The 21313-nt window shown below is 62.7% G+C and carries 22 protein-coding genes; 15 read left to right on the forward strand and 7 right to left on the reverse strand.

The features are described from left to right. The first annotated feature begins 17 nt into the window (after window positions 1-17). The 4 genes from NKI88_RS09845 (at window position 18) to NKI88_RS09860 (ending at window position 4469) form a co-directional block, all read left to right on the forward strand. Window positions 18-1568 (forward strand): trimethylamine methyltransferase family protein, encoded by a 1551-nt coding sequence (locus NKI88_RS09845; RefSeq protein WP_023753734.1) that lies wholly within the window; start codon window positions 18-20, stop codon window positions 1566-1568. 61 nt (window positions 1569-1629) lie between these two features. Further along, window positions 1630-3279, forward strand: a complete 1650-nt coding sequence (locus NKI88_RS09850; RefSeq protein ID WP_352654879.1) for an ABC transporter substrate-binding protein — start codon at window positions 1630-1632, stop codon at window positions 3277-3279. A gap of 94 nt (window positions 3280-3373) precedes the next feature. Then, window positions 3374-3853: a DUF3828 domain-containing protein gene (locus tag NKI88_RS09855; protein ID WP_352654881.1), complete on the forward strand. Its 480-nt coding sequence runs from the start codon at window positions 3374-3376 to the stop codon at window positions 3851-3853. A gap of 4 nt (window positions 3854-3857) precedes the next feature. Further along, a complete protein-coding gene (locus NKI88_RS09860; RefSeq protein WP_352654883.1) occupies window positions 3858-4469 on the forward strand; it encodes a hypothetical protein in 612 nt (203 codons plus the stop codon). 220 nt (window positions 4470-4689) lie between these two features. Here the strand turns inward: NKI88_RS09860 and queF are convergent, their stop codons facing one another. Beyond that, window positions 4690-5151: a preQ(1) synthase gene (gene queF, locus NKI88_RS09865; protein WP_352654885.1), complete on the reverse strand. Its 462-nt coding sequence runs from the start codon at window positions 5149-5151 to the stop codon at window positions 4690-4692. A gap of 139 nt (window positions 5152-5290) precedes the next feature. Between queF and NKI88_RS09870 the strand changes: the two genes are divergently transcribed. Beyond that, entirely contained in the window at window positions 5291-7336 is a 2046-nt protein-coding gene (locus NKI88_RS09870) for an oxidoreductase (protein ID WP_352654923.1), read from the forward strand. A gap of 218 nt (window positions 7337-7554) precedes the next feature. Here the strand turns inward: NKI88_RS09870 and NKI88_RS09875 are convergent, their stop codons facing one another. Continuing rightward, window positions 7555-7962 (reverse strand): hypothetical protein, encoded by a 408-nt coding sequence (locus tag NKI88_RS09875; RefSeq protein WP_352460542.1) that lies wholly within the window; start codon window positions 7960-7962, stop codon window positions 7555-7557. Window positions 7963-8154: 192 nt separating this feature from the next. Between NKI88_RS09875 and NKI88_RS09880 the strand changes: the two genes are divergently transcribed. Further along, the gene (locus NKI88_RS09880; RefSeq protein WP_023672921.1) at window positions 8155-8559 is read left to right on the forward strand and encodes a MarR family winged helix-turn-helix transcriptional regulator; all 405 of its coding nucleotides are present in this window, start codon (window positions 8155-8157) and stop codon (window positions 8557-8559) included. A gap of 21 nt (window positions 8560-8580) precedes the next feature. Here NKI88_RS09880 and NKI88_RS09885 read toward each other — a convergent pair whose 3' ends face one another. Then, window positions 8581-10647, reverse strand: coding sequence for a putative bifunctional diguanylate cyclase/phosphodiesterase (locus NKI88_RS09885; protein WP_352654887.1), 2067 nt, complete (start codon window positions 10645-10647; stop codon window positions 8581-8583). Between the two features lie 308 nt (window positions 10648-10955). On the opposite strand from NKI88_RS09885, the gene NKI88_RS09890 reads away from it, so the two are divergent. After that, window positions 10956-12143, forward strand: a complete 1188-nt coding sequence (locus tag NKI88_RS09890) for a glycine C-acetyltransferase (RefSeq protein WP_352654889.1) — start codon at window positions 10956-10958, stop codon at window positions 12141-12143. Between the two features lie 44 nt (window positions 12144-12187). Beyond that, window positions 12188-13222 (forward strand): L-threonine 3-dehydrogenase, encoded by a 1035-nt coding sequence (gene tdh, locus NKI88_RS09895; RefSeq protein ID WP_023698011.1) that lies wholly within the window; start codon window positions 12188-12190, stop codon window positions 13220-13222. A gap of 224 nt (window positions 13223-13446) precedes the next feature. Here the strand turns inward: tdh and NKI88_RS09900 are convergent, their stop codons facing one another. Continuing rightward, entirely contained in the window at window positions 13447-13881 is a 435-nt protein-coding gene (locus tag NKI88_RS09900; protein WP_352652159.1) for a MarR family winged helix-turn-helix transcriptional regulator, read from the reverse strand. Between the two features lie 124 nt (window positions 13882-14005). Here NKI88_RS09900 and hmgA point away from each other — a divergent pair, with 124 nt between their 5' ends. From hmgA to NKI88_RS09925, 5 genes are read left to right on the forward strand one after another with little or no spacing between them, the layout of a single operon-like run. Further along, window positions 14006-15319 carry a homogentisate 1,2-dioxygenase gene (gene hmgA / locus NKI88_RS09905; protein WP_023724853.1) on the forward strand — a complete coding sequence of 438 codons (1314 nt, stop codon included), beginning with the start codon at window positions 14006-14008 and terminating at the stop codon, window positions 15317-15319. Window positions 15320-15329: 10 nt separating this feature from the next. Further along, window positions 15330-16217 (forward strand): MBL fold metallo-hydrolase, encoded by an 888-nt coding sequence (locus NKI88_RS09910; RefSeq protein WP_023747726.1) that lies wholly within the window; start codon window positions 15330-15332, stop codon window positions 16215-16217. Beyond that, window positions 16214-17227, forward strand: coding sequence for a fumarylacetoacetate hydrolase family protein (locus NKI88_RS09915; RefSeq protein WP_352654892.1), 1014 nt, complete (start codon window positions 16214-16216; stop codon window positions 17225-17227). Before NKI88_RS09910 ends, NKI88_RS09915 begins: the two co-directional genes overlap by 4 nt. A gap of 14 nt (window positions 17228-17241) precedes the next feature. Then, window positions 17242-17538 carry a hypothetical protein gene (locus tag NKI88_RS09920; protein ID WP_352519324.1) on the forward strand — a complete coding sequence of 99 codons (297 nt, stop codon included), beginning with the start codon at window positions 17242-17244 and terminating at the stop codon, window positions 17536-17538. Continuing rightward, entirely contained in the window at window positions 17535-18071 is a 537-nt protein-coding gene (locus NKI88_RS09925) for a DinB family protein (protein WP_352519323.1), read from the forward strand. Before NKI88_RS09920 ends, NKI88_RS09925 begins: the two co-directional genes overlap by 4 nt. Before the next feature lie 3 nt (window positions 18072-18074). Here the strand turns inward: NKI88_RS09925 and NKI88_RS09930 are convergent, their stop codons facing one another. After that, complete coding sequence (locus NKI88_RS09930) at window positions 18075-18299, reverse strand: type II toxin-antitoxin system Phd/YefM family antitoxin (protein WP_023702307.1); 225 nt, start codon at window positions 18297-18299, stop codon at window positions 18075-18077. Window positions 18300-18366: 67 nt separating this feature from the next. Continuing rightward, a complete protein-coding gene (gene hppD / locus NKI88_RS09935) occupies window positions 18367-19482 on the reverse strand; it encodes a 4-hydroxyphenylpyruvate dioxygenase (protein ID WP_023694412.1) in 1116 nt (371 codons plus the stop codon). Between the two features lie 135 nt (window positions 19483-19617). Between hppD and NKI88_RS09940 the strand changes: the two genes are divergently transcribed. Then, window positions 19618-20085 (forward strand): Lrp/AsnC family transcriptional regulator, encoded by a 468-nt coding sequence (locus NKI88_RS09940; RefSeq protein WP_023689628.1) that lies wholly within the window; start codon window positions 19618-19620, stop codon window positions 20083-20085. Between the two features lie 219 nt (window positions 20086-20304). Here the strand turns inward: NKI88_RS09940 and NKI88_RS09945 are convergent, their stop codons facing one another. After that, entirely contained in the window at window positions 20305-20643 is a 339-nt protein-coding gene (locus tag NKI88_RS09945) for a protein tyrosine phosphatase family protein (protein WP_023672907.1), read from the reverse strand. Between the two features lie 206 nt (window positions 20644-20849). Here NKI88_RS09945 and NKI88_RS09950 point away from each other — a divergent pair, with 206 nt between their 5' ends. Beyond that, window positions 20850-21194, forward strand: coding sequence for a RidA family protein (locus tag NKI88_RS09950; RefSeq protein WP_023672906.1), 345 nt, complete (start codon window positions 20850-20852; stop codon window positions 21192-21194). Window positions 21195-21313: the final 119 nt, after the last annotated feature.

The following is a 21313-nucleotide window of genomic DNA, read 5'->3' on the forward strand; positions in this document are numbered from 1 at the left end:
CGGAATGAGGAGGCTCCATGAACGCACCGGCCACTGAACTGACCGAGCAAACCCACCGCCGCGGCGGCGGTCGCCTCGGACGCAAGGCGCTGAGGAGCGCCCCCGTCACCTCGTTCCCAACGCTGGTCCGCGAGATCCCCACCTACCAGATGGTCCCGGACGAGGCGGTGGAACTGATCCACCAGGAGTCACTCGCCATCCTCGAAGAGGTCGGTTGCGAGTTCCGCGACGACGAGGCGATCGCCATGTGGAAGGCGGCGGGCGCCGACGTGTCCGAGACACGCGTCCGCATCGACCGCGGCCTGCTGATGGAACTGGTCGCGAAGGTTCCGTCCGAATTCACCCTCAATGCGCGTAATCCCGAGCGCACCGTGCGCGTCGGCGGCAAGAACTCCATCTTCGCGCCGATGTATGGCGCGCCTTACGTGCGCGACCTCGACAACAACCGGCGTTATGGCACGCTTGAAGACCTCAACAATTTTCACAAGCTCGCCTACATGGCCCCGGCGCTGCATTCGTCGAGTTCGATCATCTGCGAGCCGATGGAGATCGCGGTGCCGAAACGGCATCTCCACATCATCCATTCGGCGCTGAAGCATTCCGACAAGCCGTTCATGGGCATCGTTACTTCCAAAGACCGCGCCGAAGACACGATGGCGATGGCGGGCATCGTCTTTGGCGAAGATTTCGTTCGCGACAATCCGGTGCTGGTGTCGATTACCAACTGCAACTCGCCGCTGGTGTGGGACGCCACCATGCTGGACGCGATGAAGGTCTATGCCCGCAGCAATCAGCCGCTGATCCTGGCGCCCTTTGCGCTGTGCGGCGCATCGACTTCGGCCTCGGCCGTCGGCGCGGTGGCGCAGGTCAATGCCGAAGCATTGGCCGGGGTCGCTTTCACCCAACTGCTGCGCCCGGGTTCGCCCCAGATCTACGGCCAGTTCATGGTGACGGTCGACATGAAGACCGGCGCGCCGATGGGCGGCACGCCGGAGGCTGCGCAGATGATGTATCTGATGGGCGCGTTGGCGCGGAAATACAAACTGCCCTGGCGAACCTCCGGCTTCCATGTCGGCTCCAAGCTCAACGACGCCCAGGCCGGCTATGAATCCAACATGCTGATGCATGCCGCCATCCTCGCCGGCGCCAATTACATCTGGCACTCCGCCGGCTGGCTCGAGGCCGGGCTCACCTGCGGCTATTCGAAATTCGCCACCGACTGCGAGCAGCTTGTCGGCTGGTACAAATATGCCGGCGGCCTGTCGTTCGACGACTTCAAGGAGGCCATGGCGGCGATCCGCGAAGTCGGGCCGCAGGGCCATTTCCTCGGCACCCAGCACACGCTCGATCACTACGAGTCGGCATTCTTCATGCCCACCATCATGGATTTCAACTCCTACGAACAATGGAAGGCTGGAGGGGCGAAGGACCACGACACGCGCGGCCGCGAGAAAGCCCGCAACATGCTGGCCGACTATGAAGAGCCGAAACTCGATGAGGGCATTGCCGAGGGCCTCAGGGATTTTATCGCGCAGCGCGAGGAGAGGCTGCCCGACAGCGTTAGCTAAGAGAACGACGAATGAGTTGATAACGGGCGAAGACCCGATGGGAACCGCAAGGGAGAAAGACATGACACTTTTCAAAAGCAATGGCGATCGCGTGCCAACGGCCATCGAGGCGATGGCGCAAGAGACGCGTGCTGGCCGTATGGACCGGCGCGAGTTTCTTGCATTGGCAAGTGCGTTCGGCGCATCGACGGCGCTGGCCTACGGCATGATCGGCCTTGCCGCGCCGGGACAGGCTTTTGCCGAGGAGCCGAAGAAGGGCGGCACGCTGCACATATCGATGTCGGTCAAGGCCCAAAAAGATCCGCGCACCTATGACTGGGTGGAACTCGCCAACATCTCGCGCTGCTGGCTGGAGCCGCTGGTCCGCTACACCAGGGAATTCACCTTCGAGCCAGTGCTGCTCGAAAGCTGGGACATCAATGACGACGCCACTGAATACACGTTGCATGTGCGCAAGGGCATCACCTGGAACAATGGCGATGCTTTCAACGCCGATGACGTGGTCTTCAATGTTACCCGCTGGTGCGAGAAGAAGGTCGCCGGCAACTCCATGGCCGCTCGCGTCGGCGGGCTGATCGACGAAAAGTCGGGCAAGGCCAGGGAAGGCGCGATCGCCAAGGTCGACGACAATACGGTCAAGCTGACGCTCAGCGCGCCCGACATTTCGCTGATTCCGAACCTCACCGATTATCCCGCGCTCGTCGTCCACCGCAATTTCGACGCCGAAGGCGCCGACCCGGTCAAGAAGCCGATCGGCACGGGCCCGTTCGAACTGGTCTCCTACGATGTCGGCCAGAAGGCGGTGGTCAAGCGTCGTGAAAACGGCAAGTGGTGGGGCGGCGAAGCGCCGCTCGACAGCGTCGAGTTCATCGACTACGGCACCGACTTCAACGCTTCGATCAACGCCTTCGAATCCGGCGAGATAGACCTCAATTTCGAGACGCCGGCCGACTTCATCGACATCCTGGATAAGATGGGGCTGGAGAAGTCCGAGGTTGCGACGGCAACCACGCTGGTTGCCCGCACGAACGTTACCCACAAGCCCTACGACGACCAGCGGGTGCGCAACGCGCTGCAGATGGCGGTCGACAACAATGCGGTGCTGGAACTCGGCTATGCCGGGCGAGGGACGGTCGGTGAAAACCACCATGTCAGCCCTATCCATCCTGAATATTTCGCGCTGCCCAAGAAGACGCGCGACGCGGCCGGCGCCAAGAAACTGATGGCCGACGCTGGGCAGGCCGATTTCGAGCACGAGCTGATCACCGTCGAGGACGATTGGCAGAAGAACACCGGCGACGCGATTGCCGGCCAACTGCGCGACGCCGGCATCAAGGTCAAGCGCACGGTGCTGCCGGGCTCGACCTTCTGGAACGACTGGACGAAATATCCCTATTCGATGACCATCTGGTACATGCGCCCGCTCGGCGTCCAGGTGCTGGCGCTTGGTTATCGCACCGGCGAAGCCTGGAATGAATCGGCATATTCCAACCCGGACTTCGACGCCAAGCTGAAGCAGGCGCTGGCGCTGATCGACGTGGAGAAACGGCGTGAGGTAATGAAGGATGTCGAGCAGATCCTGCAGGATTCCGGCGTCATCATTCAACCCTTCTGGCAGAAGCTCTACAGCCACATGAACAAGAAGGTGAAAAACTACGGCGTCCACCAGACCTTCGAGATGGACCTGCAGAACGTCTGGCTGGATGGCTGAGAGGGTGTAAGCCGGGGCTTCATGAGCCGCAAAAAAGCCGATATGCAGGATGTCTGGTATTGCCGCCTTGCCGCCAAACGTCCGGAGATCCCGCATGAAACCGATAGTGCTTGCCGCTGTCTTTTCGATTGTCTTGCCTGCGACGGTGCTGGCCGGGCCGGCTTCCAACGCCGTGAAGTTCTTTTATGTGCCCGAGGTGAAATTCGAGGGAGATGCAAAGTACCGCGACCGCTTCACCGAGCCGGTGACCAAGCTGTTCGATCTCAACGACCAGGCCACGAAGAACAAGCCCGACGAAGTCGCATGCCTCGACTTCGATCCCGGCCTCGACGCGCAGGATTTCGACCAGAAGTCGATTGCCAAGACATTGAAGCTGACCGAAACCGTCAATGGCGATACGGCCGAAGTCACCGCCACCTTCAGCCTTTTTGCGGAAGGCGATGATTCCAAACGCGAAATGCTGTGGTCGCTGAAGAAGATCGACGGCAAATGGAAGGTCGCCGACATCACCTCCAAGACCAGCAGCTGGACGCTGAGCGCGCTGGAATGCATGCCCGACAAAGCGCCGGAGTGATCCCGTGCTCCGCCGTCTTGCCCTGGCGCTGTCGCCCATGTGCGTGCTGGCGGTGGGTATGAGCGCAGCCGCAGCACAAGGCCTGTTGGGCCCGCCGCCAGCCAATGCGCCGGCCGTGGCGGCACCGGCCGGCGCAGCACCGCCCGCAAATCCACCCGGGACAGCGGTGGAACCGGCGACACCGCCGGTTGGGTGGCCGCCGGCCGACGCCGCACCGGCCGCACCCATTCTGCCGGGATCCCCGACGGCGGTGGTGCGACCATTTTACGATCAGGTGGGACTGGAGCTCGATCCGACCCAGCGCAAAAACTTCGTCGACCCGGCCAAGACCGTACTCGACAAGAGCGACGCGTTGCGCAAATCCGGGCAGGGCGAATGCCTCGACCCCAACATGGCGCTCGACAATGCCGACTATGACAAGGCCGAGATCGACAACAGCCTGAAGACGCTCGAAGCGATCAATGGCGACCAGGCCAAGGTCATTGTCGCCTTCGTCGTCGCCGGCAATCCACATCGCCTTGAATGGAAGTTCAGGAAGGTCGACGGCGACTGGAAGATATCCGATCTGCTTTCGGTGACCGGTGAATGGGCGCTCAGCCAGTACCAGTGCGAATAATGTTGATTGAGGATCAGCGCCTGCGATCCTTCGCGCCCCCTCTCTGTCCTGCCGGACATCTCCCCCACGGGTGGGGAGATCAGCAGTTCCAACGTCTCGCCCGCTCCGCATCATTTGAGATTAGCTAAAGCCGGCGTAGCGGCCAATCTCCCCCCGTGTGGGGGAGATGTCCGGCAGGACAGAGGGGGGCGCTGTCCCGCTAAAGTTCCGCAAAATAGCTTCAGCCCCTTCCGCGATAGGGGGCAACGCCGGTGTCGGGCAACCAGGCGCCTTCGGGCGGAGCGCCGGTCTGCCAGAAGACATCGATCGGAATGCCGCCGCGCGGATACCAATAGCCGCCTATGCGCAACCACAGCGGCTTCGTTGCCGCCACAATGCGGCGGCCGATCATCACCGTGCAGTCTTCATGGAAAGCGCCATGGTTGCGAAACGAGGTCATGAACAGTTTGAGCGACTTCGATTCCACGAGCGTGGTATCGGGTGCGTAGTCGATGACGATTTGAGCGAAATCCGGCTGTCCGGTTACCGGGCAGAGCGAGGTGAATTCCGGGCAGGTGAAGCGCACGATCGCCGGCGGTCCGTCGCCGCGCTGGAACGGCACGGTCTCCAGGACCGCAGTCTCCGGGCTCTGTGGCGTCTCGACGTGGGCGCCGAGCTGGGTGAGGGTTTTGGTATCGATCATCGCGGTTTTCCTGGGGATTTCCGCGCTCATTAGCACCGGACCGAAAAGTGTGCAGCGATTTTCGAATAAATTCGATGCTTAAGACAAGAACTGGAGCAGCACGCGCTGCTCCGACACAAATTGGAATGGCAGGAAGATGATGACCAGCAACGACCCGCTTCTCCAGCCTTACCAGCTCAAACACCTGACGCTGAAGAACAGGGTGATGTCGACCAGCCACGAGCCGGCCTATTCCGAGGACGGCATGCCGAAACAGCGCTACCGGCTCTACCACGCCGAAAAGGCCAAGGGCGGCATGGCGCTGACCATGACGGCGGGCTCGGCGATCGTCTCGCGCGACAGCCCGGCCGCCTTTGGCAATCTGCATGTCTATGACGACCGCATCGTGCCGTGGCTGGCCCAACTGGCGGACGCCTGCCACGAGTATGACTGCAAGGTGATGATCCAGATCACCCATCTTGGTCGCCGCACCGGCTGGAACAAGGCCGACTGGCTGCCGGTGCTGTCGGCCTCGCCGGTGCGTGAGCCGGCGCACCGCGCGTTCCCGAAAACTATCGAGGACTGGGACATCGAGCGCATCGTCGCCGACTATGCGTCCGCTGCGCAGCGCTGCCAGGCGGCCGGCCTCGACGGCATCGAGTTCGAATCCTACGGCCATCTGATGGACGGCTTCTGGTCGCCGGCCACAAACCATCGCGACGACGAGTTCGGCGGTTCGCTCGACAACCGGATGCGCTTCACCGACATGGTGCTGGATGCCGTGCGGGCTGCCGTCGGTGAAAAGTTCATCGTCGGCATCCGCATGGTCGCCGATGAGGACTTTGACAAAGGCCTGTCGAAGGCCGAGGGCGTCGAGATCGCGAGACGGCTCGCCAATTCTGGCAAGGTCGATTTCCTGAACATAATCCGCGGCTCGATCGAAAGCGACGCGGCGCTCACCAAGGTTATCCCGGTGACCGGCATGCGCTCTTCGCCGCATCTCGATTTCGCCGGCGAGGTGAGGGCGGCAACAAAATTCCCGACCTTCCATGCGGCGCGGATTTCCGATGTCGCCACTGCGCGCCATGCCATCGCCACCGGTAAGCTCGATATGGTCGGCATGACCCGCGCCCATATCGCCGACCCGCACATCATCAAGAAGGTCATGGAAGGTCGCGAGCACGAGATCCGGCCTTGCGTCGGCGCCACCTATTGCCTCGATCGTATCTATGAAGGCGGCGAGGCGCTGTGCGTCCACAATGCCGCGACCGGCCGCGAGGCCGAGATTCCGCACATCATCGTCATGACCGAAGGGCCCAGGCGGAAAGTCGTCGTCGTTGGCGCCGGCGCCGGCGGGCTGGAGGCAGCTCGCGTCATGGCCGAACGCGGCCACCATGTCACGGTGCTCGAAGCCTCCGGTCAGGCCGGCGGCCAGGTTCGGCTGGCGACGCAGAACCCGCGCCGCAAGGAGTTGATCGGCATCATCGACTGGCGGCTGGCCGAACTCGACCGGCTCGGCGTCGGGATCCGCTACGACACCTGGGCCGAGCAGGACGAAGTGCTGGCGCTGTCGCCCGACGTGGTGGTGATCGCCACCGGCGGCCTGCCGCAGAACCCGCCGCTGACATCAGGCGACAATCTCGTCACGTCGAGTTGGGACATCATGGCCGGCAGCGTCAAGCCGGCGGAGAACGTGCTGCTCTTCGACGACAATGGTGGCCACCAGGGCATGGGCGCGGCGGAGCTGATCGCCAATGCAGGGTCAAAACTGGAGCTGGTTTCGCCGGAGCGCTTCTTCGCCCCCGAAATGGGCGGCATGAACCACGTGCCCTATATGCGCGCCTTCCAGGAGAAGGGCGTCACCATCACCATCAACACCAGGCTGCGCTCGGTACGGCGCGAGGGCAACCAACTGGTCGCCGAACTCGCCTCCGACTTTGCCGATGGCTGGCGTGGCGAAAGGCGGGTCGACCAGGTGGTGGTCGAGCACGGCACGGCGCCGCTCGACGATCTCTATCTCCAGCTGAAACCGCTGTCGAAGAATGGTGGCGCGGTCGATTACGAGCGGCTGGTCGGCGGCGGCGATATTTTTCCTTCACGCAACCCCGAAGGCGGCTTCGTGCTGTTGCGCATCGGCGATGCGGTCGCCTCGCGCAACATCCACGCCGCCATCTATGATGGCATCAGGTTCGGCTTGCGGGTTTGAGCCTACAAGCCGGCCTACGGCTTGTTCCAAAGCTCGATCTCACCCTTCCGGCGGGCGCATCTCGATCGATCAAAGTGATGGGTGGCGCGCAGCCAAACCTCTGTGCGGAGAGCCACCTTGCACATCCGTCCGAACTGCGCGCCGCGTACGCCACTAGCCGAGAGCCGGGCGACGCACGATGCGGAATGCTTAAACCGGGCGGCAACGCGCGGCAGGGCTCAAATCATCCTTGCGGTCGCCATGCAAAGCACGGTGAGTACCAGCAGCCAGGCGGCGATGCGCTCGCCGCGTGCCATTTGGCTGCGCAGCGCCGCTTCCCTTGCGGCGTCCGCGCCGGCAAGCTGCCGGCTGGTCTTGCGGACGACGACGCTGAGAACGCCTGCAGCGGCGAAGGCGGCCAGGATGCCCAGCGCCAGCACCATTTCCATCGAGCCGAAATAGGCGCCGTGAAAGAAATACCAGAGCAGGGCGCCGGTCACGAACACCATACCGGCCGAGCCCATTTGCGGTCCAATAAAGCGCTCCGCCCTGATCTCGGGGTCGCGGGCAAGCGTGATGGTGGTGCCGGCCCAGAACACACCGGCCATGACGTGAAGGCCGATAACGACGATGTAGACATATTGCATGACCGCTTCCTCCTTGCCCGCCGCCCGTCCTCGGATCCCTGTCGAATGCGGGACAATACGAACTCGGTAGATCGACACGCATGATAGTTAGGTATCAAATGGTTCGATGTCAATGTATAATGCCGCGTTCCATCGCTCGGCGCCTTGTTCTACTGTCGGCGCATGACTCCCTTTGACCGTCCGCCAATCGGCATGAATCTCGCGCGCACCTCCAAGCTGGTGGCGCAGGCCTTTGACGCCGCTTTGGTCGAGGCCGGCGGCACGCTGCCGGTGTGGCTGACCTTGCTTTCGGTCAAGTCGAGCGAGCTTGCCAACCAGCGCGAACTTGCCGGCATGATCGGCATCCAGGGCGCCACGCTCACCCACCATCTCAACGCCATGGAGGCGCAAGGCTTGCTGACGCGCCGCCGCGATCCGGACAACCGCCGGGTTCATCTGGTCGAGCTGACGCAGGCGGGCGAAACGATGTTCCTGAAGCTCCGGGCGGCGGCTCTCATCTTCGACAAGCGGCTGCGCGCGGGATTGCCGGACGACAGGCTGGCGGAGTTCGCCGAGGTGCTGGCGGCATTGCGGGCGAATGTCGCGCCGGCCAAATGACCGGCACCGGTGGGCAATAGTCTAGGCTAAATTGCCCTGAAGCACCTTCAGCTTGGCTTTCTTCGGGCTGCGCGCCAGCAGCCATTCGCGCGCCTTGTCCTGCGGCATCGGGAAGGCGATGGAATAGCCCTGCACCTGGTCGCAGCCGATCGCCATCAGCGAATCGAGCTCGGCTTCGGTTTCCGCGCCCTCGGCGACGATCGAAATGCCGAGACCGCGCGCCAGCTCGGTGATGGCGCGCACGATCTTGGTGTTGTCGCCATTCTCGTTGATGTTCTGGACGAAGCGGCGGTCGATCTTCAGCCGGTCGATCTCGTTGGGATTGACATGGCTGAGCGAGGCATAGCCGGTGCCGAAATCGTCGAGCTCAAGATGGACGCCGGCAGCGCGGATGTGGCGCAGCTTCGCCGCGATGCCCGTCTTCTCGTCGTCGAGAATGACGGATTCGACGATTTCCAGCGACAGTTTCTGCGGCGCCAGGCCCGCCTTTTCCAGCGTCGCGAACAGGAAGCGGTTGAAGTCGGGTTCGCGCAGCTCGGTGCCGGACACGTTGACGGCAAGCCGGCCGAAGGCAATGCCGGCGCGATCCCATTCGGCTGCTTGCTCGATCGCCTTGGTAAAGACGATGCGGCCGATCTCGGGCATGAAGCCGCATTTTTCGGCGACCGGAATGAACTCGCCCGGCGCAATCATGCCGCGCTCGGCATGCTTCCAGCGCACCAGCGCCTCGATGCCGCTGATGGCGCCGTTGCTCAGCGACACCTGCGGCTGGAAATAGACCTCGAAGGCGTTCTCCGAAATGGCGACCTTGATGTCGTGCTCGAGCTGCTTGCGGTAATCGAGTTCGCGCCTGAGTTCCTCGGAGAAGAACGAGAAGCTGCCGCCGCCGAGCTTCTTGGCGGAATAGAGCGCGAGGTCGGCGTGGACGAGCAGATCCTCGGCATTGTCGGCGTCGATGGGATAGACAGCAATGCCGGCGCTGGCCCCCGGAAGGATGGTCGTGCCCTGGAAGGTAATCGGCTCGTTGATCTCCTCCAGGATGCGCCGGGCCAGCATGTTGATGTCCTCGGGGCCGCCGGCGCCATTGAGGATCATCACGAATTCGTCGCCGCCAAGGCGCGCGCAGAGATCCGACGCACGGCAGGAATCGCGCATGCGCTGCGCGGTGATGACCAGCACATAGTCGCCGGCGGCGTGGCCGAGTGTGTCGTTGATCTGCTTGAACCGGTCGAGGTCGAGCTGGATGACCGCCAGCCTCTCGCGCCGGCGATGCGCGCCCTTGATCAGCGTTTCGAAGTGGTCGGTCAGGAAGGTGCGGTTGTGGAGGCCGGTCAGCCCGTCATGTACGGCGATGAAGGCCATCGAGTTGCGGGCATCGACAAGCTCGTGCGTCTTGCGCAGGATCGCCTTCGACATCGGCCGGAAGATGAAAAGCGCCACCAGGACGATGACGCCGATGGTGGCGTAGAACAAGGTGCGATGGAGATCGAGGAGCTTTTCCGACCGCTCGTCTGCGAATGCGGCGATGCGTTGGCCGAGCGCGGCATAACCCGACAGCGTCGCATTGGCGACGGAAGCATCGAGATTGACGCGCTCGCCGCCGCCCTTGTAGGCGGCATTGCCGGAGAGCTGGGATTCGAAGGACGAGATCAGCCTTTCGCCATTGGCGACCAGCCCGACCGAGAAATAGTCGAGGTGGAACGGCTTGCCGTAAAGGACGCTCTCGATCGACCTTGGGTCGGACAATGCCGGCGACAGCGGGTCGGCTCCCGTCTGTTTGAGGAGCAGGTCGTAGTTCGCCTCGAACTCGGCGGTCGCCTGTTTCAGCGCGGCAACCAGGGCCGGCTGCTTGTCACGCGCGGCGGAGCCGGTTGCGCTTGTCAAAAAGACGATGCGCTGCGACAGCGCCTTCTGGGTGCTGACGATGTCGAGCAGAGTATGGTTGTGCTGTTGCGCCGCCATCATCTGCTGCAGCAGGATGAAGGAAGCCATCACCATGGCGGCGATGATCAGCAGCGCCAGCCAGTAGCCGCTCTTGATCAGCAGGATGAGTTTGCCCGAGACGGTTTGCGCCGGCTGCTGCGACATATTCTAGGTGACCCCTCGGTCGACTGATTCTGCCACCGATTCGTGGCGAGAAGACCATTGGCTTGAAAGGGTTAACAGGTCTGGAAGCCGGCGGAACTGTTGCTTCCGCAGTAAACGAAAGCTGCTGAAATGGTTATCATGTTCTTTCGCGGCACGGCCGTATTCGCGTGCCTGCTACTCCAGCATGCTGGCCATGCGATCGGATCGCGCCAGGGTTGAGCCCGCCGTGCCACCGAAACGGTCGCTTTTGCGATGGATTTTTAGTGCGCGTAGCGCGACAGTCGCGCCAATCTCAACAGGACCTGATCATGAGCGCGGCATTCCTCTCCCATATCGACAACGAACTGCAAGGGCTGAAATCCGCCGGGCTCTACAAATCCGAGCGGGTGATCACCTCGACCCAGTCGGCTGAGATCGAAGTCGGCGGCGACAAGGTGCTGAACTTCTGCGCCAACAACTATCTCGGCCTCGCCGACAGCGCCGAGTTGCGCACCGCGGCCAAAGGCGCGCTCGACCGCTACGGTTACGGCATGGCCTCGGTGCGCTTCATCTGCGGCACGCAGGAAGAGCACAAGCAGCTTGAATCAACGATTTCATCCTTCCTCGGCCTGGACGACACCATCCTTTACGGCTCCTGCTTCGACGCCAATGGCGGCCTGTTCGAAACGCTGCTCGGCGAGGAGGATGCGATCATCTCCGATGCGCTGAACCATGCCTCGATCATCGACGGCGTGCGGCTGTCGAAGGCCAAGCGTTTCCGCTATGCCAACAACGACATGGCCGACCTCGAAGCGCGGCTGAAAGAGGCGAAAGACTGCCGCTTCCGCCTGATCGCCACCGACGGCGTGTTCTCCATGGACGGCATCATCGCCAATCTGAAAGGCGTCTGCGACCTCGCGGAAAAGTACGGCGCCATGGTGATGGTCGACGACAGCCATGCCGTCGGCTTCGTCGGCAAGAACGGCCGCGGCTCGGCCGAGCATTGCGGCGTCGAGGGCAGGGTGGATATCATCACCGGCACGCTCGGCAAGGCGCTCGGCGGCGCCTCCGGCGGCTACACCTCCGGCAAAAGCCAGGTCGTCGACTGGCTGCGCCAGCGTTCGCGGCCTTATCTCTTCTCCAACACGCTGATGCCGGCGATTGCCGGCGCTTCCATCAAGGTGTTCGAGCTGATCCGCAATGGCGACGCCCTGCGCGAACGCCTCTATGCCAATGCGGCGCGCTTTCGCTCCGAAATGGGCAAGCTCGGCTTCACGCTGGCCGGCGCCGATCATCCGATCATTCCGGTGATGCTGGGCGATGCCAGCCTGGCGCAGGAAATGGCGGCGCGCATGCTGAAGCGCGGCATCTATGTCATCGGCTTTTCCTTCCCGGTGGTGCCGAAAGGCCAGGCGCGCATCCGCACGCAGATGTCGGCGGCGCATTCCAGCGCCGACATCGACCGCGCCGTGGCAGCGTTCGCGGCGGTGGGAAAAGAGTTGGGCGTCATTTCCTGATCGCCAAAAGCGATTCCGGATCAAGGGATTCAAGGGACAAAAGCATGTCGAACATGATGAAGGCGCTGGTGAAGGCCAAGGCCGAACCGGGCATCTGGATGGAAGAGGTACCGGTGCCGGAGATCGGCCCCAACGACGTGCTGATCAAGGTCAAGAAGACGGCGATCTGCGGCACCGACGTCCACATCTACAATTGGGACCAGTGGGCGCAGAAGACCGTGCCGGTGCCGATGGTGACCGGCCATGAATTCGTCGGCACGGTGGCCGATTTCGGCGCTGCGGTCACCGAATACAAGGTCGGCCAGCGTGTCTCCGGCGAAGGTCACATCGTCTGCGGCCATTGCCGCAATTGCCGCGCCGGCAGGGGGCATCTCTGCCGTAACACGCTCGGCGTCGGCGTCAACCGCCCCGGCGCCTTCGGCGAATATCTGGCGATCCCGCAGCACAATGTCGTGCCGATCCCCGACGATGTGCCCGACGAGATCGCCGCGATCTTCGATCCCCTGGGCAATGCCGTCCACACCGCTCTGTCCTTCGACCTGGTCGGTGAGGATGTGCTGGTCACCGGCGCCGGGCCAATCGGCATCATGGGCGCGCTGGTGGCGCAATGTGTGGGCGCGCGAAAAGTCGTCATCACCGACATCAACCCGGTGCGGCTGGCGCTGGCCAAAAAGCTCGGCGTCCAGCATGTCGTCGACGCTTCGAAGGAAAAGCTTAGGGATGTCATGCCGGCGCTCGGCATGACCGAAGGTTTTGATGTCGGCTTGGAAATGTCGGGCGCCGCGCCCGCCTTCCGCGACATGATCGACACGATGAACAATGGCGGCAAGATCGCCATTCTGGGCATCGCGCCGACCGGCTTTGAGATCGACTGGAACAAGGTCATCTTCAAGATGCTGCACTTGAAGGGCATTTACGGCCGCGAGATGTTCGAGACTTGGTACAAAATGATCGCGCTGGTGCAAGGCCCGCTGGATGTCGGCGGGCTCATCACGCATCGGATCGGTATCGATGATTTCCAGACAGGGTTCGATGCGATGAGGAGCGGCAGTTCGGGTAAGGTGGTGATGGATTGGTAGGCGCAGAGGCACGTTCTAGCTGGAGAAGCCGGCGGGACAGCACCCCCCTCTGGCCTGCCGGCCATCTCCCCCGCAAGGAGGGAGATTGGCAGCTTTGACGGCTCGCCAACCTCTGCAACATTGGAGATTGGCGAAAGCCTTCGCGACATCTGGTCTCCCCCCTTGCGGGGGAGATGTCCGGCAGGACAGAGGGGGGTGTGAAGGATCACGGCGGAGCAGATTCTTTATTCACCCAACGCTCCCTCCAGCGCCGCCACGCCGCTCACAATCGCTGTCCGCTCCTCTGTGCTCAGCCTCTCCAGCAACTCCCGTTCAAACGCCTTCGCCAGCGGCACCATTTCGCCATAGGCCGCCAGCCCCGCCTTCGTCAGCGCCAGATGCTCTACACGTCGATCATTCTCGTCGGTTGTGCGTACCAGCCAGCGTCGCCGCTCGAGCTCGGCCACGGCGCGCGACACCTTGGTCTTGTGCATGGCCGACTGTTCGCCAAGCGCTGTCGCCGTCATGGTGCCGCGCTGTCCGAGCCCTGACAGCGTGCGCCATTCCGGCCGCGTCAGACCGTGACGGTCGCGGTAGATTTTTGAAAATTCTCGGCTGACAGCGTCGGCCAGCCGGTAAAGCCGGTAGGGCAGGAAATTTTCGAGTTCGAGGGTTTCCATATGCGCACCGTGGATGCGGCATCAGCCGTTGATAGTTACATTTTCGATGGTTACAAATGAAACCAGTTTGGTCAACATCGCCGGCAGGCCGCGCTTCGCGGCGGTCGGGATTAGGGAGGATCGGATGGAATTTTCCTACATGCCGGGCTTCGGCAATGATTTTGAGACCGAAACGCTGCCCGGCTCGCTGCCGCAAGGGCGCAATTCCCCGCAGCGGCCGGCTTACGGACTTTATGCCGAGCAGCTCTCGGGCTCGCCCTTCACCGCCCCGCGCGGCACCAATGAGCGCTCCTGGCTCTACCGCATCCGGCCGAGCGTAAAACACACCGGCCGCTTCAAGGCGGCGAGCTATCCCCTGTGGAAGACCGCTCCCAATGTCGGCGACCACGAGCTGGCGCTCGGCCAGTACCGCTGGAACCCGGTGCCGATGCCGAAGGAGCCGACCGATTTCATTCAAGGGATGCGCACCATCACCACCGCCGGCGACGTGCTGGGCCAAAGCGGCATGGCGGCGCATGTCTATGTCGCCAACCGCTCGATGGTCGACGACCATTTCTTCAACGCCGACGGCGAGTTGCTGATTGTCCCCCAGGTCGGTGCCTTGCGCTTTGTCACCGAGATGGGCGTCATCGAGCTTCGGCCCGGCGAGATCGCCGTGCTGCCGCGCGGTCTGGTGTTCAAGGTCGAGCTCGCCGACAAGGAAGTGCGCGGCTATGTCTGCGAGAATTACGGCGCCAAGCTGACGCTGCCCGACCGCGGCCCGATCGGCGCCAACTGCCTGGCCAACCCACGCGACTTCAAGACGCCCAGCGCCTGGTTCGAGGAGAAGGAGACGCCGTGCCGGCTGACGGTGAAATGGTGCGGCAATTTCAACGTCACCGAGATCGGCCATTCGCCGCTCGACGTCGTCGCCTGGCACGGCAACTATGCGCCCTACAAATATGATCTGGCGACGTTTTCGCCGGTCGGCGCCATCCTGTTCGACCATCCCGATCCGTCGATCTTCACCGTGCTGACGGCGCCGAGCGGCGAGGAGGGCACCGCCAATATCGACTTCGTCATCTTCCCGCCGCGCTGGCTGGTGGCGGAAGACACGTTCCGGCCGCCCTGGTACCACCGCAACATCATGAGCGAGTTCATGGGCCTGATCCATGGCCAGTACGACGCCAAGGAAGAAGGCTTCGTGCCCGGCGGCATCAGCCTGCACAATCTGATGCTGGCCCACGGCCCCGACGCACCTGGCTTCGAAAAGGCCTCGCGCTCCGAGCTGAAACCGGTCAAGCTCGACAACACGATGGCCTTCATGTTCGAGACCCGATTCCCGCAAATGCTGACCCGCTACGGCGCCGAGCTTGAAACAAGGCAGGACAATTACATTGACTGCTGGACCGACCTGAAGAAGCGCTTCAACGGCACGCCGGAGGGCGACTGGTCTTGAGATCAGCTCGATGAGCGACCGGCTGGTGCTTCTCGGCTCGAAAGGCGGCCCGGCGTTGCGGTCGGGCGGGCCGTGGCCGAGTTCGTCGCTGCTGGAGCTTGGCGGGCGGACCATCGTCGTCGATTGCGGGCTGGGTGTCACGCGTGGCCTGGTCGATGCCGGCGTCAGCCTGAAGGCGCTCGACCTGATCTTCGTCACCCATCTGCATTCCGATCATGTGCTGGAACTGGGGGCGCTGCTCCACACCGCCTGGACCGCCGGTCTGGCCAGTCCGGTGACGTTGTTCGGACCGCCCGGCACCGGCCATTACTGGCGGCGCTTCTGCCAGGCGATGGAGTTCGACATCGAGATCCGAATCGTCGACGAAGGCAGGCCGGACATCCGCGAACTGGTTTCGATCGTTGAATTCGGCGAAGGCCAGGTTTTCGCACAACGCGGCCTGAAGGTCTCGGCACTGCGCGTCGACCATCCACCGGTAACCGACTGTTTCGCGCTGCGGTTCGAGCAAGGCGGTAAAAGCGTCGTCTTCTCATCCGACACCGCCTTCTTCCCGCCGCTCGCCGGCTTCGCCAAAAATGCCGACATCCTCGTCCATGAAGCCATGCTGGACGAGGGCATCGAGCGGCTGGTCGCCAGGACCGGCAATGGCGCGCGGCTGAAAGAACATCTGCTCGCCAGCCACTCCTTTGCCGAGGAAGCCGGGCGCATCGCCAGCGATGCCGGGGTGAAGAGGCTGGTGCTCAACCACCTCATTCCGGCCGACGATGCCGCGATCGGCGATGCCGACTGGGAGGCCGCCGTCAGGAAATCGTGGGCGGGTGACTTGACGATTGCCCGCGACGGCCTTGTTGTGAACTTAGACGGCGCCAAAGCCGCATCAGGAGAGGAAACCGCATGAAGCTTGCCACATTGAAGGACGGGACGCGCGACGGAAAACTCGTCGTCGTCTCGCGCGACCTGACGCGCTTCACCGACGCCTCGTTCCTGGCGCGCACGCTGCAGGCCGCGCTCGACGACTGGCAACGGATTTCGCCGCATCTGGCGACCATCGCCGAATCGCTGGAGAACAATGCGGTGCCGTCGGCACGCTTCCATGAGCATGATGCCCATTCGCCGCTGCCACGCGCCTATCAATGGGCCGATGGTTCGGCCTACGTGAACCATGTCGAGCTGGTGCGCAAAGCCCGCGGCGCCGAGATGCCGGCAAGCTTCTGGACCGATCCGCTGATCTATCAGGGTGGCTCGGATTCCTTTATCGCGCCGCGCGAGCCGATCCGCGCGGCGGACGAAGCCTTCGGCATCGACATGGAGGCGGAGGTCGCCGTCGTCGTCGAGGATGTGCCGATGGGCGCCAGCCTCGACCAGGCGCGCGCTGCGATCCGGCTGGTCATGCTGGTCAATGATGTGACGCTGCGCGCGCTCACCGGACCCGAACTCGCCAAGGGGTTTGGCTTCTTCCAGTCGAAGCCGTCCTCGGCTTTTTCGCCGGTGGCGGTGACGCCGGACGAACTCGGCGACGCCTGGGATGGCGGCAAGGTCAACCTGCCTCTGCTCGCCGACGTCAACGGCAAGCCGTTCGGCCGTGCCAATGCCGGCGTCGACATGACCTTCGACTTCCCGGCGCTGATTGCCCATGCCGCAAAGACACGGCCGCTGGTTGCCGGCACCGTCATCGGTTCCGGCACCGTCTCCAACAAGCTGGATGGCGGGCCGGGCAAACCGGTGGCGGCCGGCGGCGCCGGCTATTCCTGCATCGCTGAACTGCGCATGATCGAGACCATTGAGTCTGGCGAGCCCAAGACGCCGTTCCTGCGCTTTGGCGATACGGTGCGTATCGAGATGAAGAATAAAAGCGGAAACTCGATCTTCGGCGCCATCGAGCAGAAGGTCGAGAAGTCCCAGGCATAAGAGGGGGCAATGCAATGACGGGCGAGGCGTTCTACCTGCTGGCCGGCGTCTGGGCGCTGGCCATTCTGGTGGTCTTCATCCAGGCGATCCGGCTGAGCTACCGCATCGAGGCGCGCTCGCCTGATCTGACCAACCGCAGCGGCTACCCGCGCAAGGCGATGATGTTCCACACCATCACCAAGACCAATGTGGCGCGGGACGAGGAGACGCAGGCGATGCGGCGGCGCATGAACCGGCTGCTGCTGATCGTTGTCGCCGGCTTCGCGGTGATGGCGGCAGGCATTGGCCTGATCAGACGAATGAACGCGTGACCCTGCTCGAGCATTTCAGCCGCATGGCCGGCAACAATCTCTGGTCGAACGACCGGCTCTGTCGCGCCGTGCTGCAGCTAAAGCCCGGCGAATTCGAAGCCGAGCGCACAAGCTTCTTCCCGTCGATCAAGGCGACGCTCAACCACATCCTCGCGGTCGATCAACTCTATCTCGATTTTCTCGAAGAAGGCGGCGTCGGTGCGGCCGCTTATGACGACTACGTGCCGTTCGATGTGCCGCAGGCGCTGTTTGCCGCCCAGGTCGCAGCAGATCGACGCCTAATCGCCTTTTGCGAGAAGCTGTCGGAGGCGGATCTCGACCGTCAGGTCATCACGGACCGGCGCGAGGACGGCATGATCCCCGAAAAGATCGGCGACATTCTCGCCCATGTCTTCCTCCACGACATCCACCATCGCGGCCAGGTTCACGCGATGCTCTCGGGCAGCTCGGTCGCGCCGCCGCAGCTGGACGAGTTTTTGCTCGATTATGATTTGAAGGTGAGGAAGGAAGAGGTCGAGCGGCTGGGCCTCTGACCTTTATCTGGTGTACTCGTTCCATTCAGGGCCGAGTTTGTCGAAATCGTCAGAAATCCAAATCTTGCCCTTCAGGGCACCTATGCGCGACAACAAGTCTTCTCGAACTGGTGCCACGAGCCGCGCCGCGATCTTGCCGTGACGAGTGATGACTATCTCCTCGCCGGCTTCCGCGCGGCCGACGAGTTCCGATAGTTTGGCCTTTGCTTCGGTTATGGAGACGTTCACGGCTCGACCTCTCTTGTGATCGGAACTTAGATCAAAGCCGATCGAGCCGCAAACGAGCTTACGGTTTTCACGCCGCCTTGCCATCGACCTTGATCACGCCGCGCTTGATCTGGTCCTGCTCGATCGACTCGAACAGCGCGCGGAAATTGCCTTCGCCAAAACCTTCGTCGCCCTTCCTCTGGATGAATTCGAAGAAGATCGGGCCGATCACGGTTTTGGAGAATATCTGCAGCAGGATCTTGGTCATGCCGCCGTCGACCACGCCTTCGCCGTCGATCAGGATGCCGTGCTTCTTCATCCGCTCGATCGGCTCGTCATGCCCGTTCACCCTGTTGTACGACATGTCGTAGTAGGTCTCCGGCGGACCGGGCATGAACTTCAGCCCGTTGTCGGCAAGCTTGTCGGTGGCGGCGTAGATGTCGTCGGTGCCGACAGCGATATGCTGGATGCCTTCGCCATTGTACTTCTTCAGATACTCGGCGATCTGGCTGGTGTCGTCCTTGGACTCGTTCAGCGGGATACGGATCTTGCCGCAGGGCGAGGTGATGGCGCGGCTGACGAGGCCGGTGATCTTGCCGTCGATGTCGAAGAAATGGATCTGCTTGAAGCCGAACAATTCGCGATAAAAGTCCCACCATTTGTCCATCTGGCCGCGATAGACATTGTGGGTGAGGTGGTCGAGGAAATAGAAGCCGACGCCCTGGGGCCGCGGGTCGCGTTCGCCCAGCCACTCGAACTCGGCATCATAGGCCGAGCCCTTCTTGCCATAGGCTTCGATGAAATAGAGCAGTGAGCCGCCAATGCCGACAATGGCCGGCACGTCGAGCGCCTTGTCGTTGCCGTCGTAGGGCGTGGCGCCTTTCGATACCGCATGCTCGAACGCATGCTTTGCATCGACCACGCGCCAGGCCATCGAGGCGGCGCAGGGGCCGTGCTTGTCGACGAATTTCATCGCATGCGAACCCGGCTCGGCATTGACGACATAGTTGATGTCGCCCTGGCGCCAGACGGTGATGTCCTTCGTGCGGTGCTTGGCCACCGCGACATAGCCCATGCGGGTGAACAGCTCGGCGAGCTTCTGCGGCTCCGCATGGGCGAACTCGACGAACTCGAAACCGTCGGTGCCGGCGGGGTTTTCCTTGCTGATCTTGGCGGGCGGGGCGTCGTGCGGAAAGGGACCCATGGCATTGCTCCAAAACTGGCGGTGGCCGCAGCGGACCACGTGCAATCATAACGCGGAGCGGCTGCACGGTGCTTGCATTCAAACGCTTGAAATGATCAGATCGTGCGTGAATTGTGCACAAACGGGCCAAAGATCATGAATGAGACGCGCATCGATCAGTTCGACCGCAAGATAATGGCACTTCTGCAGGGCGATGCGCGGCTGACCAACAACGACCTGTCGGAGCGGGTGAACCTCTCCGCCTCCCAATGCTCGCGCCGCCGCCAGCGGTTGGAAGAGGACGGCTATATCAAGGGCTACCGGGCGGTGCTCGACCGCGACAAGCTCGGCTTCTCGCTGGTCAACGTCATCTCGGTGACGCTCGCCACCCACAACCGCGACAATGCGCGGCGCTTCGGCGAATTGCTGGCGCGGCTGCCGGAAGTGCAGGAGGCGCACGCGCTGACCGGTGAGATGGATTATATCTTGAAGGTGGTGACGCCCGATCTGAAATCATTGTCGGAATTCGTCAACGGTGTGCTCCTGCCGCACGACTCCGTGCAGCATGTGAAGACGGCGATCGTGTTGGAGACGCTGAAGGAGACCGGCGCGCTGCCGATCTAGTTTGAGAGAGTTTCAGTTGATACGTCGGCGGGACAGCACCCCTCTCTGGCCTGCCGGCCATCTCCCCCGCAAGGAGGAGATCAGCAGCTTTGTCCAGCGCTCATCCTGCAACGTCGGCGATTGGCGAAGAGCGAAGGCGACATCCGATCTCCCCCCTTGCGGGGGAGATGTCCGGCAGGACAGAGGGGGGTGTGAGGGATCGCCAGCGCCTCAGGATGCTCACCCCTTGGACTGCTGGATCAGCCCGTAGAGATTGGTGCAGCGCGCGCCGGAGCGGCAATAGGCAAACACCGGGCCTTCGAGCGCGTCGAGCGCTTCGGCCTGATCTTCGACATTCTCGGCTGTGATCTGGCCGCTGATCACCGGGATGTAACGGAAGGCCAGCCCCGCGGCTTCGACCGCCGCCTTGACGCTGTCGGCCGAAGGCTGGTCGGGCTGCTCGTCATCCGGCCGGTTGCAGATCACGCTCTTGAAACCGGCTTCCTTGATGGCGGCGGCATCTTCGGGCTGGATCTGGCCCGAGACCGAATAGTCCTCGCTGATTTCGCGATATTCCATGGCTCTCATCCTCCAATCTGGTTTGGCGCAAAGTCTTGCCACTCTCACACGAGGTCGGCAATCCGCGCCGGAAAGAAATCCCTCGGCGCAGATAGACATTTGCGGCCCAAGATCCAACCCAGGCTCAAGAGGTTTCGCGCTGTTGGCCTTGCCCGGAGGCGGCAGCGACTCTAAACAGGCGCACCGACAAACGAAGGAACCATCCCATGAGCATTCGTCGCATCGATGTTGGCCCGCGCATGAGCCAGATCGTCATCCACGGCAACACCGTCTATCTCGCCGGCCAGGTCGGAACGCCCGGCGCCAGCGTTGGCGAACAGACGAGGTCGATCCTCGCATCTATCGACGAACTGCTGGCCAAGGCCGGCACCGACAAGACCAAGATCCTGCAGGCGATCATCTGGCTGGCCGATATGGGCACCTTCGCCGAGATGAACAAGGAATGGGACAAGTGGGTCCCGCAAGGCAACACGCCCGCCCGCGCCACGGGTGAGGCCAAGCTTGCAGGGCCGGAATACACTGTCGAGATTATCGTTACGGCGGCGATTTAAAGTGCAGCCTTCTACCTCCCCCTTGTGGGGAGGTCGGACCGAAGGTCCGGGCGGGGGGCTGGCGCCGACCCCCACCCCGCTGCTTCGCAGCGACCCTCCCCACAAGGGGGAGGGTAAAG

This window comes from Mesorhizobium sp. M0317 (assembly GCF_040321555.1).
GTDB lineage: Bacteria > Pseudomonadota > Alphaproteobacteria > Rhizobiales > Rhizobiaceae > Mesorhizobium.